Here is a 14500-nt window from a genome sequence, read left to right on the forward strand (position 1 = left end):
TTCTTTGGCTAAATCCACCACTGAGAGAGGCAATGTGGCAAGCGCTTATCCGGCTCCGGGACGCAATGCCTCATAGGGTCGCCGCACGGGAAGCCCAAGAGGAGGCCGAGCGCCAAGCCGCAGCCGCCGAAAAGCTACGCAGTCAGCAAGAGGCAGAGGCCCGAGAGCGAAAGGCCGCAGCTCGCCGCCAGCTTGAGCGAGAGCGTGAAAGGCAGCGGCAAGCTGAACGCGAAGCCAGCGGCGAAGCAGAGCGAGAACGGCAAGCAGAGGCCGCGCGATGGGCGAGGATCAGGGCCGAAGCTGAGGGTGAAATGCAGCGCAAAGCGGAAAAAGCAGAGGCCCAACGGAAGGCCGAGGCCGAGCGCAAAGCAGCCGCAGTTGAGACCGAGCGCAGGGCCAGAGCAGAGGCCGAAGCCAAGGCACGGCAAGCTGCCGCGGATGACGAAGACGACATTCCTATGTTCTGAAACGTCGCGCCCTACAACTGGTCACATGGTCTGTGACCAGTTGAGGACTAAGCGCCCCACTCCCCCGCCGAAAACTTCACAAGCCCCGCCCCAGCCTTGAAGGGGGCGGGGCTTGTGCATTTTTCGGCTCCGTCAGCGCGACACTTCAGGTCCGAAAACGGACCCCAAAAATCCAAACCGACCGCGCCCACAAGGCTGGGGGAGGCTGGGTTTTTGAGCCACCAAGGGTGGCCAGACAAAGGGTGCTGGCCGAAGGTCGCAAACCCTGCGCAGGCGGGCCAAGGGCCAGCCGGAGAAGCCCCGCAGGGCGAATAACAGACTTGTTTGGGGTGGTGCGAAGCAGCGGGATCCCAAAAAGTCTGCTTATGAGCAATCAAACTTTTCAAGTTGGTCCGCGCTCGTTACTCTTAGCACATGGCCGATCTCGTTTTCAACATCCGCGCTGCCGCTGCCTCAGACGTGCGAAACCTCTCAGCTCACGAGCTGCATCGTGCGCCCGATGGCAACAGCGCCATTGACCCCAAGCGCTCGCACCTGAACCGCGTCCTGCTTGGACCACGCACCCAGAGCGAAGCGCTCGAAGCCCTCTTTGCCTCTGGGGTCCAGCGCCCCACCGCACAGGCCGAAGCGCCCTACATTCAGATCGTCGTCGGTGCCTCCGGCGAGTTCTTCCGGCCCGACGATCCAGAGGCGGCTGGCACGTTTCAGACCGACCGATTGGAACAGTTCGAGCGCAAGGCAATGGACTGGCTCAAGGCCACATTTGGCGACGACCTGATCCACGTCTCGTTGCATCTCGACGAAACAACCCCGCACATGCACGTTCTCGTGGCACCGACTTACGAGAAGGCAGCCCGAAAGCCAGGGCGAAAGAAACGGGGCGAGACGGACGCCGATTTCGAGGCCCGCAAGCGTGAGTCCGCAGCGCGGCCGACGGTGCGCACCGTCGGCAGACGCAGCAACGTACTGCTCTCGGCTCCCAACAGCTTCCAGACCCTGCGCCAAAGCCTTGCAGACCATCTCGACCCGCTCGGAATCAACTACGGAAACGATCTGCACCCGACCGACCCAGACCCACAGACCACCCGCCAGAACCTCCAAAAAGAGAACCAGCGGCTGAAGGCTGAAAACCAGCGCCTCAAGGCCGAAGCCGCCAGAACGCTCTCAGAGGCCCGCCAGCAGGCCGAGACGGCCCAAAGGGCTACCAGAGCCGCGCAGGAGACCCAGAGAGCCGCAGAGAGCGCCAGAGAGGCCGCGGAGGCCGAAGCCGCCAGAACGCTCTCAGAGGCCCGCCAGCAGGCCGCTGAGATGCTTCATACGGCTTCCAAGTTTGAGCGAGCCTTCAAGACGCTTGGAAAGGCTCTTGAGATTCTTCTGCCAGAAGCCACGGTTCAAAAAATTCGAGACCTCTACCGGAAGCTCATGAAGGACCAGAAACCAAGACCCGAGCTAGCGCCGGCCCCTTCCAATCAGAGCGGATCTTCAGGGCCTTCGCTCTGACCCATTCTAAGCAAATCCAACGGTTGCCACTGGAACGGACTTAGGGGGCTTAGGCATCACGCGCGTGGCTCGACGTCCTTCCAGTGTTTGTTCTGAGGCAGGGTCTTTGCGCGTGCTGCGGCTTCTTTCAGCGTCACCGGGGAATAGTCCCAGACATCGACCCCGACAGCCGTCGTTGGGGCACCGTTCTTAAAACCATGCGCTTATCAAAGGTCGCGAGCGGATATGAGCAACCTTTTGCAGGTCTAGGCGGACAGTGATGGAGCCTTGTTCGCCATATCCGCGATGACATCCGTATTCTCTGCCATTTCTAACAGTAGATCACGGACCCGACGTCCGATGGGGCTGCTTGCATCAAAGTAACTTGTGAGCATCTCCAGATCCTCGGCCACCCGTTTCACGGTGCTCATATAGGCCAGCATAGCTTCGAGACTTTTGGTTGTGTCCGAGAGGTCGTCTTGGAGCAGTGCGATGTGCATGTTCGGATACCTTGCTTCATAGCAAAGATGATACGATTAGTCCGTAGACGATCAAGCGTCATTTTTGTGCTGGGTTCAGCATGGAACAGACGTTTGACATCAAGATGTTCGGGAAGAACCTACGAGCGCTGAGGAAGCGTAAGGGGTTTTCACAAGAAGGCTTTGCCCTGCATGCCGGCTTGGACCGCACCTATGTTGGTGGCATCGAGAGGGGTGAACGTAACCCTGCGCTGAAGACGATCCTACAACTTGCTAAGGCTCTAGATGTCGATGTGATCCAACTGTTTCGGAGTTCTTGAACATCCCTTTCAAGAAGTTATCCACAGGTCCTCTAGTGTTATAGAGTGTTAAATATGTGTTACGCTTTTTTTTTTGCCAATAATGCATTGATATAAAAAAGATATTTTTGATCCTCTGTGTGTAGAGTCACGAAAAAACGTGTGTAGAGTCACGAAAAAACGTGTGTAGAGTCACGAAAGGCTTGCAGCGTGGGTGAAATCACGAAACTATGGTCCGTGTGTGTAAAATCACGAAATAGGATTAGACAGTGGGTGAAATCACGAAAGAGCCGGATCGGTCGCCCTTGCTGCCGGATCGGCAGGATCAGGGAGACTTTTTCGTCTGCGATATTTTCGATGCAGCGCCCAAGGGTGACATGGCCTCGATGGCGCATCCGATCTTCTCGCTGTCGACCAAGCCTGACCATCGGATCAGGCGCTATGAGGACGAGAGCGGTAAGAATTATCTTGAGGTGCGCCCCTCCACGGATGGGCTTGCAACCATCCATGATCGCGACGTTCTGATTTATTGCATTAGTCAGGTCATGGCTGCGATCAATGATGGAAAGCCCGTCTCCAAGGTACTGCGCCTGAAAGCTTTCGATCTTTTGAAGGCCACTAACCGTACTACGGATGGCCGTGGTTATGATGGACTGCGCAACGCTCTGACCCGACTTCAAGGCACGCAGATCGAAACCAACATCGTGACAGACAGCATCGAGCAACTCGACATCTTCTCGATCATCAACCGCGCTCGGATCGTGCGGGAAACCCGCGATGGCCGTATGCAGGAGATCGAGCTCGAACTTTCGGATTGGGTTTTCAACGCGATCCAGGCCCATGAGGTTCTTACTCTTCACCGCAACTACTTCCGCCTGCGCAAGCCGCTTGAACGCCGTATTTACGAGATTGCCCGCAAGTACTGCGGCCATAAGGGTGAGTGGCGTATCACCATCGAGGCCTTGCAGCGCAAATGTGGTTCGGCTTCCAGCCAACGAGAATTCCGTCGCCTGCTGAACGGGATCGTCGAAACCGACATCGCCCATAGCCACATCCCGGATTACTCGGTGAGAGTTGAAGGAAACATGGTCGTTTTCCGCACCCGTGGCCTGCCCGCCTCTGCCCCTCTCGCCTACGACCCCAGCTCCATCCGCCTCAAATCTGGTACTTATGAGCAAGCCCGGGATGTCGCGCCAGGTTGGGACGTCTATTTTCTCGAACAAGAGTGGCGCGACTGGATCACCGAGCCCCCCGTGAACCCCGACGCCGCCTTCGTTGGTTTCTGTCGTAAGTACTACCAGAAGCGCGGCGCACCGTGAGATGCAAATCCGGTTACTAAAATAATTCCGGTATTGAAAATAAAACCGGTTCTTTATAAGTTTCATATACCGAAAACACACCGGAATAAGCACATGCCTACCATCGTCATGGCCAGCCCCAAGGGCGGCGTCGGCAAATCCACCTGCGCAGTCCTCCTTGCGTCCGAGTTCGCCAGGATGGGGGCAGAAGTTACGGTACTCGACTGCGACCCGAACAAGTCCCTGACACGCTGGGCCTCACACGGCACCCCCAAGGGTGTAAGACTGCGCAACGAAATCGGCCGGTCCGAGATCGTGCCTGCGATCCGTGAGGCTGACGGCGACGGCCGTATTGTCATCGTCGATCTGGAAGGTGTGGCATCGCAACTTGTCAGCCGAGCGATCTCCCAGGCTGATCTCGTCATCGTCCCCATGCAGCCGACTGCGCTCGATGCTGAGATTGGCTCCGAAGCGCTGGCACTGATCCATGAAGAGGAAGAAGCGCTCGGTCGCTCCATTCGTCACGCAGTCGTGCTGACTAAGACCAGCGCCGCCGTGAAAAGCCGCGTCCAGAAGGAGCTGGAAGAGCAGCTTCGCGGGGCAGGGATCGACATCATCGAACCCTCGTTGGTATCCCGCGCTGCCTTCTCTGAGCTCTTTGCCTATGGCGGGGACCTGACGGCAATGATGGAAAATCCCGACATGGTGACAGGCGGCAAGATCGACAAAGCCCAGGAAAACGCCCGCGCATTCACGGAGGCTGTCTATGAGCGTCTCAAATAGGCTGGCGGGGCTGAAAGCCCGCCCTAAAAGCACATCCGTCGAAGAAGTTCGCTTGGTCGATGAGGTTGGCGAGGCCCGCGGCTTTCTTGACCGCACTCCCCGCAAAAAGCCCGGCAGGAAACCAAGCCCGCGCACTTATCAGCTGCATCCCAAGGTTTTCCCCGAGATCGGCGAGGCCATCTCTGTTGAAGCCGAACGCCTAGGGATCACTCAAGGTCAGCTGATCGAGCAGATGTGGGAATGCTACATTGAAGGAAAACGCGGGTAGTCCAGACTCATCGAAGCACGCCCCTGGCCCGTTAGGGCCACCCTCTCAACTAACTGGGTGAACGATGCTGAAGAGATCGGCGGGCTTGTTGCTGGGCTCTATGGTTTGAGCAGCACCGGACTTCAATTGATTGGTGGAGCAGCTTCTGCATGACGTTGGACTTTGCGGATGATGAGGATCGTGCGCGACGCGCGGTGCCGTCACAGCGGGCAAGAACATGGCGGCTTCTTGGCCCTTGTCCTTGCTTTGATCGAACGCAACGGCCTTGCCATGTCCGACATCCACGTTCAGCGCCGCATGCTGACCCTGCCGTGTTACTTCCGCCCAACCAAGCTCTGGGACATGCTAGTGATGTACCGAGGCCAGCTCGTCGCAGCCCTTGAATTCAAGTATAAGGTCGGACCTTCCTTCGGGAACAATTTCAACAACTGCGCAGAGGAAGCGATCGGTACGGCGCACGATCTCTGGACCGCCTACCGCGAAGGCGCTCTCGGAGAAGACAGCCCGCGACGCTAAGGAAATTTGACGGGAGCCGCGTCCGTATCGCGGGAGGGGGGATTATCTATGTTCGAGCGTATCTCGCTTTTGCGGAATATTGGCCAGTTCGACTCCGTGAGTGCGGGCGCACAAATCCCACTGACACCGCTATCGTTGATCTATGCGGAGAACGGTCGGGGAAAAACGACCCTTGCGAGCATCCTTCGTTCGCTCAGTACCGGTGATACGCGCCTTGTCAGCGAGCGCCATCGACTGGGGGCCGCGCACCCGCCCCATATCGTCCTGACGATGGGCGGCGGGCAGGTGATCTTCCAGAATGGCGCATGGACCGCCCCCTTGGCGCGGGTTGTGGTTTTCGACGACGCATTCGTGGCCGCCAACGTCTGCTCCGGAATCGAAATCGAGGCTGCACATAGGCAGAACCTGCACGAGCTGATCCTTGGGGCACAGGGCGTGGCTCTGAACACGGCGTTGCGCGATCACGTCGGCAGGATCGAAGAGCATAACCGGGAATTGCGCGTTCGGCAGGATGCGATTCCAGCGGTTGCGCGCGGGGCGTTGTCGGTCGATGCTTTCTGCGCACTGCCTGTTGAAGACCAAATCGAAGCGAAAATTGCAGAGGCTGAGCGCCTGCTGTCTGCGGCGCGTGCTGCCGATACGATCCGGCAACAGGCACCTTTCGTGGCACTTTCGCTGCCTGCTTTCGACGTGGCCGCAATCAACGACGTGATGGGCCGGACGCTGGCTGATTTGGAAGCTGAGGCTGGCGCGCGCGTTCGGGAACATCTTCGCAAACTTGGCAAGGGCGGGGAAGGGTGGGTTGGCGACGGTATGGCACGGATCGCCGGTGCCTCCGAAGGCCACGACGGGGAAGTGTGCCCGTTCTGTGCCCAGGACTTGGAAGGCTCGCCATTGATCCGCCACTATCAGGCATATTTCAGCGCAGCATATGAGGCGCTGAAAGCCGCCATCACGACGGTAGGACAGGGGATCAACACCCAGCATGGTGGCGACATACCCTCCGCCTTTGAGCGTGCCGTGCGGGTGGCCTTTCAAACCCGCGAATTTTGGCGCGCTTTCACCGATGTCCCTAATATGGATGTGGACACAGCGGCGATAGCGCGGGCATGGAATGCGGCCCGCGATGCCGTCCTGACGGAGCTGCGGGCAAAAGCGGCCTCGCCCCTTGAGGGGGCATCGCTTTCTCCGGACGCGCTCGCCAAGATCGACGCCTTCAATGCGTGCCGGGATGCGATTGCAGACCTGTCGGCGCAGTTGGTTGCGCGCAATGGCCAGATTGCCATTGTGAAGGAACAAGCGGCGGGCGCGAACGTTGCTGCTCTCGCGGGCGATCTCGCGCGACTGACGGCTGTTCAGGCGCGGCACACTGCCGAGATTGCGGCACTTTGCGGCCAGTACCTTGCGGAGAAGGCCGCGAAATCCGCGACAGAACGCCTGAGGGATCAGGCGCGCGCGGCGCTCGATCAATACCGTCAGAACATTTTCCCCGCCTATGAGGCGGCAATCAACGTCTATCTCCAGCGGTTCAACGCGGGCTTCCGTCTGGGAAGTGTCGCCTCCGTGAACAACAGGGGCGGGTCCTCAGCGACCTACAACGTAGTTATCAACAATATGCCCGTCGCGCTCACGGGGGATGGTGGGCCTTCCTTCCGGAACACCCTAAGCGCCGGTGATCGGAACACCCTCGCGCTGGCCTTCTTCTTCGCGTCTCTGGAACAAGACCCTGACCTCGCGCAAAAAATTGTGGTGATCGACGACCCGATGACCAGCCTGGACGAACACCGCTCCCTGACGACGGTTCAGGAAATGCGGCGGCTTTTGGGGCGGGTGAGCCAGATGATCGTGCTGTCTCATTCCAAACCCTTCCTGTGCGCGCTTTGGGAGGGGGCAGATGCGGTGACACGGAGTGCAATGCGCATTGCCCGTAATGGCGCGGGGTCAACGCTGGCCGTTTGGGATGTTCGCCAGGACTGCATCACAGAGCATGATCGACGGCATGAGCTGGTGCGGGACTATCTGGTTGCCGGTGATCCGGCGCGCGAGAGGGCCGTTGCGGCTGCCTTGCGGCCTATCCTGGAAGCCTTCATACGTGTGGCTTATCCTGCGGTCTTTCCGCCCGGCTTTTTGCTCGGCCCGTTTATCGGTCTCTGCCAGCAACGCGCAGGAGCGGGAGCCCCGATCTTGAACGCGCAAGACACGGTGGAGCTGCGCGCGCTACTGGATTACGCCAACCGGTTTCACCATGACACGAATGCGGCGTGGGAAACGGCGGCGATCAACGATCAGGAACTGTCGCATTTTTGCGAGCGGACTTTGGCCTTTGCTCAACGCACATAGCGGGTAAGGCTAGGTTAATCTGGCCGCGTCCACCGGGTAGGTGACGGTAGAGTGTTGCGGGGGAAATATTCATCCGCTGCGCCACCTCGGCCACGGTGATTTCCGGATCGCGTAGCATGGCCTTGGCGGCGGCGAGGTCGGCGGCGGACAGGGCAGGGGGGCGGCCTCCCTTGCGGCCACGATCGCGGGCGGCCTTCAATCCGGCACAGGTGCGCTCGCGGATGACGGATCGCTCGAACTCTGCCAGCGCGCCGAAGATATGAAAGATCAGCTTTCCGCTTGCGGTGGTCGTGTCGATCGCTTCGGTGAGGGAGCGAAATCCAATCCCGTTTGCTTCGAGCTGTGCCACGGTCTCGATAAGCTGTTGCATGGAGCGCGCCAGGCGGTCGAGCTTCCACACAACCAGACTGTCACCGGCGCGCATATAAGTCAGCGCGGCGGCCAGCTCTGGCCGGTCGCGCTGCGCGCCGGATGCCTTCTCGGTGAAAACCCGCTCGCACCCCGTCGCCGCCAACGCGTCAAGCTGTAGGACAGGGTTTTGGTCCTGGGTGGAGACACGGGCGTATCCGACAAGCATGAAAACCTCTCAAAACTCGTCTCAACATGACAGATTTGAGATTCTCGTTTCAAGAGACAGTTTTGAGAGACAGGGAAGCCTCCAGAGAGGATTAGCCCGGCCCAGTTCCCAGCCTTTCAAAAAGGAAGGTTTTTGAGAAGTATCCTTGTTCAATGCACCGCTGTGGTGTAGTATGGTTCACATTGATGCATCAATGTAAAAGCCGCCATGTCCAACACTGCCACAAGCCACGACGACAAGTCCGCACACCGCCTGTCAGTCAGCCTTTCGGCGGAGCAGCATCGCGAGCTTTGTGAAATTTCCCGAAAAAATCGGGTGTCAGTGGCGTGGGTTATCCGTGAAGCGATTGATCGCCTTCTCAAGGAAGACATGCCACTGCTTCATGTGAGAAAAGAATGACTGTCGCGCGCGCCACAAAATCCAGCATCTCTAAATCCAAAGGTGCCGCTTCTACCGCCGCGCCGCGTGGACGCTTTGCCGATCTGGACAAAGACAAGCTGCGGGGTGGTTACTACACGTCCGCGCAGGTGGCCGAATGGCTTTGTGAATGGGCTATCCAGTCGGCGGACGATGCCGTGCTGGAGCCAAGCTGCGGCGATGGCGCGTTTCTTGGCGCAGCAGCGCAGCGGCTTCTGTCGCTTGGAGCGACGCCGGCAAAGGTCTCCCGCCGTCTGACGGGCGTCGAAATCATCACTGCTGAAGCGGACGTAGCAACGGAGCGCCTGCGCCCTAATCTTGGGGACGCAGCAGACAAGATCGTCTGTAATTCGGACTTCTTCGGTTGGTGGCAGGGCACCGATCAGCCCGCTTTCGACGTGATCGTGGGCAATCCGCCTTTCATTCGATATCAGTCTTTCCCGGAACCGCATCGCACGCGCGCCATGGCGATTATGGGGGATCAGGGGCTGAAGCCAAACCGCCTGACCAATATTTGGGTGCCTTTCGTCGTCGCGGCAACGGCCAGCCTCAAGCCAGGTGGCCGTCTGGCGCTCGTTCTGCCCGCAGAAATTCTGCAAGTCACCTATGCCGCACAACTCCGGTCGTACCTGACCGATCATTTCGAGCGCATCGACGTGATCGCCTGCAATGAGCTATTCTTTGAAAATGCCGAACAAGAGGTCGTGTTGCTACTGGCGGATGGTGCGCTGGCTGCTGCGACGGAAGATAACGTATGCCGGGTCGCATTGACGGCGGCGGAAACGGTGACCGACATTACTGATGTTAGGCCGGCGCTGCTGCTGGAGCGGGCTGAACCTAAAACTATGCGCCATGACAGCGAGAAGTGGCTGAAATACTTCCTCGACAATCGACAGATTTCTTTCATGCGCGCAATGCGCGATGCAGAAATCACCACCTCCATGTCAACACACGCAAGTATCGACGTGGGGGTGGTTACAGGGAAGAATGAGTTCTTCGTGCTTTCAAACGATCAGGTCAAAGACTTTGGTCTTGAAGGCTATACAACCCCACTGGTCTCACGATCTGTGCAGCTAAAGGGAAGCCAACTCGGCAAAGCCGACTGGAGATCCCTCGCGGCCGATGGAAACCGCGTGCATCTGCTCAACATTAGCAAGGAACAAGCTAGCGAGCTAAGCGCGAAGATGCGCCAGTACATCGAAGACGGCGAGCGGAAGGAATTTCATAAAGGGTACAAGTGCTCGATCCGCAAACCGTGGTATCTTGTACCTTCCGTCTGGGTGCCGGACGGCTTCGCCTTCCGGCAGATTTACGACTTCCCGCGTATGGTGCTAAACGCCTCGGGGGCAACGTCCACCGATACGATCCACCGTATGCGCAGCCACGGCGCCGAGCCGGAGCGAGTGATCGCCAATACCTATACTTGGCTCACGGCTGCATCGGCTGAGATTGAAGGGCGGAGCTATGGCGGCGGCGTTCTAGAGCTTGAGCCTACGGAAGCTGAACGACTGTTGATGCCCGCACAGCTTAATGGTGCAATGCCGCTCCAAGAGGTTGATCAGCTTGTGCGTGCTGGTCGTTTGGATGCGGTTCTTGAGGAAAATGCGAAGATCATCCTACGTGAGCATATGGGTTTGAGCGCTGCTGATTGTGATCTTCTGAAAAGCGTCTGGACGCAGATGCGGGACCGTCGAAATTCGCGGCGACGTGGTACGAGGAAACAGGCGGCATGACCGGCGCGGACCCGAAGGCGGTCGCCCGTGCGCGCGTGGGCGAACTTGTCCAGAACTTTCGCCGCAACCAAGCGGATTACCTTCGGGTCGCTTATAACGAGACCCAGGCACGCACTGATTTCATCACACCGCTGCTCGCGGCGTTCGGTTGGGACGTGCACAATGCCGCGGGTCAGCCGCTAGGTCTTCGCGAGGTGATTGAAGAGGCAACGGTTGAAGTCGGAGAGGAAGGGCTCTCCAAAAAACCGGATTACGAACTGCGGCTTGCGCGCCAGCGCAAGCTGTTCGTCGAAGCCAAGAAACCGAATGTGCGTATTGATCGCAATCGGGATGCCGCATTCCAGACACGACGCTACGGATTTTCAGCCAGCCTGCCGATCTCGGTTCTGACCAACTTCCACCAGCTGGCCGTGTATGACTGCCGGCCTTCTCCAAACTCAGCGGACGAAGCCCATGTCGCCCGCATTCTGCTGGTGGGTTTCGAGGAATTTGAAGCGCGCTTTGACGAGCTGTGGCCGCTGCTGTCGCGCGAGGCGGTATATTCCGGCGACTTCGATCGCCGCTTCGCGGTCGATGTCACGCGCCACGGGGCCAATCAGTTTGACGATTTCTTCCTGCGCCAGGTCCGCTCATGGCGGGAACGTCTCGCGCGGGATATTCATCAGCACGCCCCCGGCCTCTCGCCGGTCGAGCTGACCTATGCGGTGCAGTTGTTTTTGTCGCGCATCGTGTTTCTGCGCATCTGCGAGGATCGCGATATTGAGCGATACGAGACCCTGCGGGGCTTAGCCGCTGGCAATAGTTTTGACGCGCTTATGGTGGAGCTGCGCCGCGCGGACGCTTTCTACGATTCCGGACTGTTCCGCCTTCTGGATGACGCGCGCCTGGGTATCCGCATCAGCGATGATGTGCTGAGCGGCATCATTAACGAGCTGTACTATCCCCAAAGCCCCTATACTTTCGCTGTGGTCGAAACCGAAGTCTTGGGAGAAATCTACGAGCAATTCTTGGGTGAGATCATCACGATCAACGCGCATGGCGTGGTCGAGATCGTCAGCAAGCCGGAAGTGCGGGACAGCGGCGGCGTGGTGCCGACGCCGCGTTATATCGTTGATGCCATCGTGCAGCGCACGCTTGGCCCGCAGCTCGCCGGCAAGTCTCCGACTGATCTGGCGACATTTACCGTTGCCGACATTTGCTGCGGGTCGGGCATCTTCCTGCTGTCGGTCTTCGAGTTTCTGACCGATCACTACCTTCTCTGGTATCAGGCAAACGACCGCGCCCAACACGTTGGCCGCACGATCTATGAAGCCGGCGTCGGGCTGTGGCGCCTGACCTTCGAGGAAAAGCGTCGCATCCTGCTCGCGCATGTTCGCGGCGTGGACATTGATGCCAATGCCGTCGAAGTGGCGCGGTTCAGCCTGCTGCTCAAACTGATCGAAGACGAAAGCGCGGCGGGTCTGCGTGAATACGTTCAGCGCACAGGCACGCCAGCATTGCCGGAATTGGACGGGACGCTGCGTGCTGGCAACAGTCTTGTGAGCCAAGCCGAGTGGACAGCCGCGCGGGGCGCGCTGCCGGCGCGGCTTTTGGAAAAGGTCAATCCGTTCTCCTGGCCGGACGAATTTCCAGCGGAGAGTGCGCGGGGCGGTTTCGACGTGATCGTGGGCAACCCGCCCTATATCCGCATCCAGAATATGCAGACGTACTCGCCGGAGGAAGCGGCCTTTTATCAGGCGGCAGGCTCTCCCTACGCGACGGCGCGCACAGACAATTTCGACAAGTACGCGCTCTTCATCGAGCGCTCGTTGTCTCTGGTGGGTGCGGACGGCAGGCTAGGTTTCATCGTCCCGCATAAATTTATGACGATCCAGGCGGGGCGTGCGCTCCGCCGGTTGATGACGGATGGGCATCCGCTCGAAGAGATTGTTCATTTTGGCGTGCAGCAGGTTTTTGGCCGTCTGGCGACGAACTATACCTGTCTGCTTATCCTTGACCGGCAGGGCAGGGCCGATGTGACGGTGGAGCGGGTCGAGGCACTGGATGCGTGGCGCTATGGCACGCCGGGACCGCGCAACACAATGCCGGCGACGGAGTTGACGGATGATCCGTGGCAGTTCGCAGATGCCGATACGCGGGCGCTATTCGCCCGCGTTCGTGCGGCCTGCGGCCGCGAGCTGGGCCAGGTAGCGGAAATCTTCGTCGGCGTGCAAACCAGTGCAGATGCGATTTACATTTTCCGTGCCGCTGGCGAGACGCCGGATACGGTGATACTGCGGTGGAACGGTCGAGACTGGCCGATCGAACGCGACATTCTGCGTCCGTGCCTGCTCGATGCGCCGCTTAATCCCTACGCGCGGGCCGAAGCCAACACCTGGATGATCTTCCCCTATGAAATTGGGCAGGGTGCTCGCACGTCGGCGCAGCTGATCCAGCCGGCCGATATGGCGCAGCGTTACCCGCTGTGCCTCGCTTATCTGACCGCGCGCAAGGCGGAGCTGGAAAAGCGGAACATTGTCGGCGGTGCCGCCGGGCAACGCCAGTTCTACCAGTTTGGTCGGTCGCAAAGTCTGACGAAATTCGACAGCCCGAAAATCATCCTGCCAATCCTCTCGCGCGAAGCGCGCTATGCCTTTGACGACAACAACATCATGATGACGGGCGGCGGCAACGGCCCTTATTACCTGATCCGCCCTGTGGATGGCGCGCCGGAAACAAACTTCTTCCTGCTGGCTGTCCTGCATCATCCGTTGAGCGAAGCGATGATCCGGACGCACACCAGCCCTTTCCGGGGCGGGTACTATTCCCATGGGAAGCAGTTTATCGAGCACCTGCCGGTCCCGCCGGCAACGCCCGCACAGCGGGCGGAGATCGAGGCGCTTGTCGGCCAGCTGATCGGCGCGAATGATGCCGCGCTGGCCGCACGGACACCGCATCAGAAGACCTTGCATGAGCGCAATGCAGTTGCGCTGCGTGAGCAGATTGAAACGCGCGTCAGCGCGCTGTTCGGCTTGTCGCCAGCGGATATGGCGCTGGCGAAAGCCGTGCCGATTCCGGCATAGCCAGCTCGCCCTCAAAAGAGGGCGAGCTGGCGGGTTGCGGCAATCTGCTGTTGCCAGACAGGTGTGGCCGCTTCCTGATCAAGCCATGCCAGCACGCAGGCCACAGGACCGCCCATGGCGGCGACAACGGCGGATGTCGTGAAATGCGACTTATAGCCCGGTCTCGGTGATCGGAAGCATGATCGAACATTGACAGGCTACAAAGTGTAACACAGCAACGTAGCCATGCCTCAGACCATTCAGATCGCCTCTGATCGCACCCACGACGACACCAAAACCGTGCTGCCCGCCGAGGCGGTGCGGTGGGTCTACATGCGCAACGCTCCCAACCTTGCAGCCCTCAAGCTGATGCACATTCTAATTGCCAAGGCGGGGGGCGTATGAACACCACGAACATCGAGCAGGTGCTTAGCTCATTCTGCGCAAAGGTCGGCCGCGTATGAGTGCGCTGGAGACCATCGCCCAAGGGATGCAGTTTGTCTTCCAGGGGATGCTCTTCGTATTGGGGGCCGTCATTTACGGCGTTGTCGTGTGCAGTCTGGTAGACGCAGAGAACCGGGAAAAATGGCTCATCCCCATACCGATCGCCTTCGGTTTGGCAGTCATGCTCTTGCTGCCATACCTCTTTGGCTGGGTGGGCTGGGTTCTCTATTTCGCGCTAATCACTGGCTGGGTGGCAGGGTTTCTTTGGCTAAATCCACCACTGAGAGAGGCAATGTGGCAAGCGCTTATCCGGCTCCGGGACGCAATGCCTCATAGGGTCGCCGCACGGGAAGCCCAAG

General features: G+C 59.1%; 14 protein-coding genes and 2 pseudogenes. 13 read left to right on the top strand and 3 right to left on the bottom strand.

The window, feature by feature from the left end:
* Positions 1–467 (top strand): annotated as a pseudogene (locus tag XINFAN_RS22095) (hypothetical protein); the annotation flags it as partial.
* A gap of 414 nt (positions 468–881) precedes the next feature.
* Positions 882–1967 (top strand): plasmid recombination protein, encoded by a 1086-nt coding sequence (locus XINFAN_RS00140; protein ID WP_124084555.1) that lies wholly within the window; start codon positions 882–884, stop codon positions 1965–1967.
* 245 nt (positions 1968–2212) lie between these two features.
* Here the strand turns inward: XINFAN_RS00140 and XINFAN_RS00145 are convergent, their stop codons facing one another.
* A complete protein-coding gene (locus tag XINFAN_RS00145; RefSeq protein ID WP_124084556.1) occupies positions 2213–2446 on the bottom strand; it encodes a hypothetical protein in 234 nt (77 codons plus the stop codon).
* Between the two features lie 80 nt (positions 2447–2526).
* Here XINFAN_RS00145 and XINFAN_RS00150 point away from each other — a divergent pair, with 80 nt between their 5' ends.
* The 6 genes from XINFAN_RS00150 (at position 2527) to XINFAN_RS00175 (ending at position 7929) form a co-directional block, all read left to right on the top strand.
* Positions 2527–2745: a helix-turn-helix domain-containing protein gene (locus tag XINFAN_RS00150; protein WP_124084557.1), complete on the top strand. Its 219-nt coding sequence runs from the start codon at positions 2527–2529 to the stop codon at positions 2743–2745.
* A gap of 248 nt (positions 2746–2993) precedes the next feature.
* Positions 2994–4043, top strand: a complete 1050-nt coding sequence (gene trfA / locus XINFAN_RS00155) for a plasmid replication initiator TrfA (RefSeq protein ID WP_233352064.1) — start codon at positions 2994–2996, stop codon at positions 4041–4043.
* A gap of 93 nt (positions 4044–4136) precedes the next feature.
* Positions 4137–4805: a ParA family protein gene (locus tag XINFAN_RS00160; RefSeq protein WP_124084558.1), complete on the top strand. Its 669-nt coding sequence runs from the start codon at positions 4137–4139 to the stop codon at positions 4803–4805.
* Positions 4789–5073, top strand: coding sequence for a chromosome partitioning protein ParB (locus tag XINFAN_RS00165; RefSeq protein WP_124084559.1), 285 nt, complete (start codon positions 4789–4791; stop codon positions 5071–5073). The genes XINFAN_RS00160 and XINFAN_RS00165 overlap by 17 nt, the downstream gene beginning before the upstream one ends.
* 168 nt (positions 5074–5241) lie before the next feature.
* Positions 5242–5589 carry a PaeR7I family type II restriction endonuclease gene (locus XINFAN_RS00170; RefSeq protein ID WP_124084560.1) on the top strand — a complete coding sequence of 116 codons (348 nt, stop codon included), beginning with the start codon at positions 5242–5244 and terminating at the stop codon, positions 5587–5589.
* A gap of 48 nt (positions 5590–5637) precedes the next feature.
* Positions 5638–7929 carry an AAA family ATPase gene (locus XINFAN_RS00175; protein ID WP_124084561.1) on the top strand — a complete coding sequence of 764 codons (2292 nt, stop codon included), beginning with the start codon at positions 5638–5640 and terminating at the stop codon, positions 7927–7929.
* Here XINFAN_RS00175 and XINFAN_RS00180 read toward each other — a convergent pair.
* Positions 7868–8506, bottom strand: a complete 639-nt coding sequence (locus tag XINFAN_RS00180) for a recombinase family protein (protein WP_124084562.1) — start codon at positions 8504–8506, stop codon at positions 7868–7870. The genes XINFAN_RS00175 and XINFAN_RS00180 overlap by 62 nt on opposite strands.
* A gap of 207 nt (positions 8507–8713) precedes the next feature.
* Between XINFAN_RS00180 and XINFAN_RS00185 the strand changes: the two genes are divergently transcribed.
* From XINFAN_RS00185 to XINFAN_RS00195, 3 genes are read left to right on the top strand one after another with little or no spacing between them, the layout of a single operon-like run.
* Entirely contained in the window at positions 8714–8905 is a 192-nt protein-coding gene (locus tag XINFAN_RS00185) for a ribbon-helix-helix domain-containing protein (protein ID WP_124084563.1), read from the top strand.
* Positions 8902–10656, top strand: a complete 1755-nt coding sequence (locus XINFAN_RS00190; protein WP_124084564.1) for an N-6 DNA methylase — start codon at positions 8902–8904, stop codon at positions 10654–10656. Before XINFAN_RS00185 ends, XINFAN_RS00190 begins: the two co-directional genes overlap by 4 nt.
* Positions 10653–13718: an Eco57I restriction-modification methylase domain-containing protein gene (locus XINFAN_RS00195; RefSeq protein ID WP_124084565.1), complete on the top strand. Its 3066-nt coding sequence runs from the start codon at positions 10653–10655 to the stop codon at positions 13716–13718. The genes XINFAN_RS00190 and XINFAN_RS00195 overlap by 4 nt, the downstream gene beginning before the upstream one ends.
* A gap of 11 nt (positions 13719–13729) precedes the next feature.
* On the opposite strand, the pseudogene XINFAN_RS22600 reads toward XINFAN_RS00195, so the two are convergent.
* Positions 13730–13864, bottom strand: a pseudogene (locus XINFAN_RS22600) (hypothetical protein); the annotation flags it as partial.
* Positions 13865–13943: 79 nt separating this feature from the next.
* Here XINFAN_RS22600 and XINFAN_RS21595 point away from each other — a divergent pair.
* Together XINFAN_RS21595 and XINFAN_RS22100 are read left to right on the top strand one after the other, a co-directional pair.
* The gene (locus tag XINFAN_RS21595) at positions 13944–14102 is read left to right on the top strand and encodes a hypothetical protein (protein ID WP_160144496.1); all 159 of its coding nucleotides are present in this window, start codon (positions 13944–13946) and stop codon (positions 14100–14102) included.
* A gap of 55 nt (positions 14103–14157) precedes the next feature.
* Positions 14158–14500 (top strand): hypothetical protein (locus XINFAN_RS22100; RefSeq protein WP_233352065.1); only part of this gene is annotated, 343 nt, incomplete at its 3' end.

This window comes from Pseudogemmobacter humi (genome assembly GCF_900609055.1).
Classification (GTDB): Bacteria; Pseudomonadota; Alphaproteobacteria; order Rhodobacterales; family Rhodobacteraceae; genus Pseudogemmobacter; species Pseudogemmobacter humi.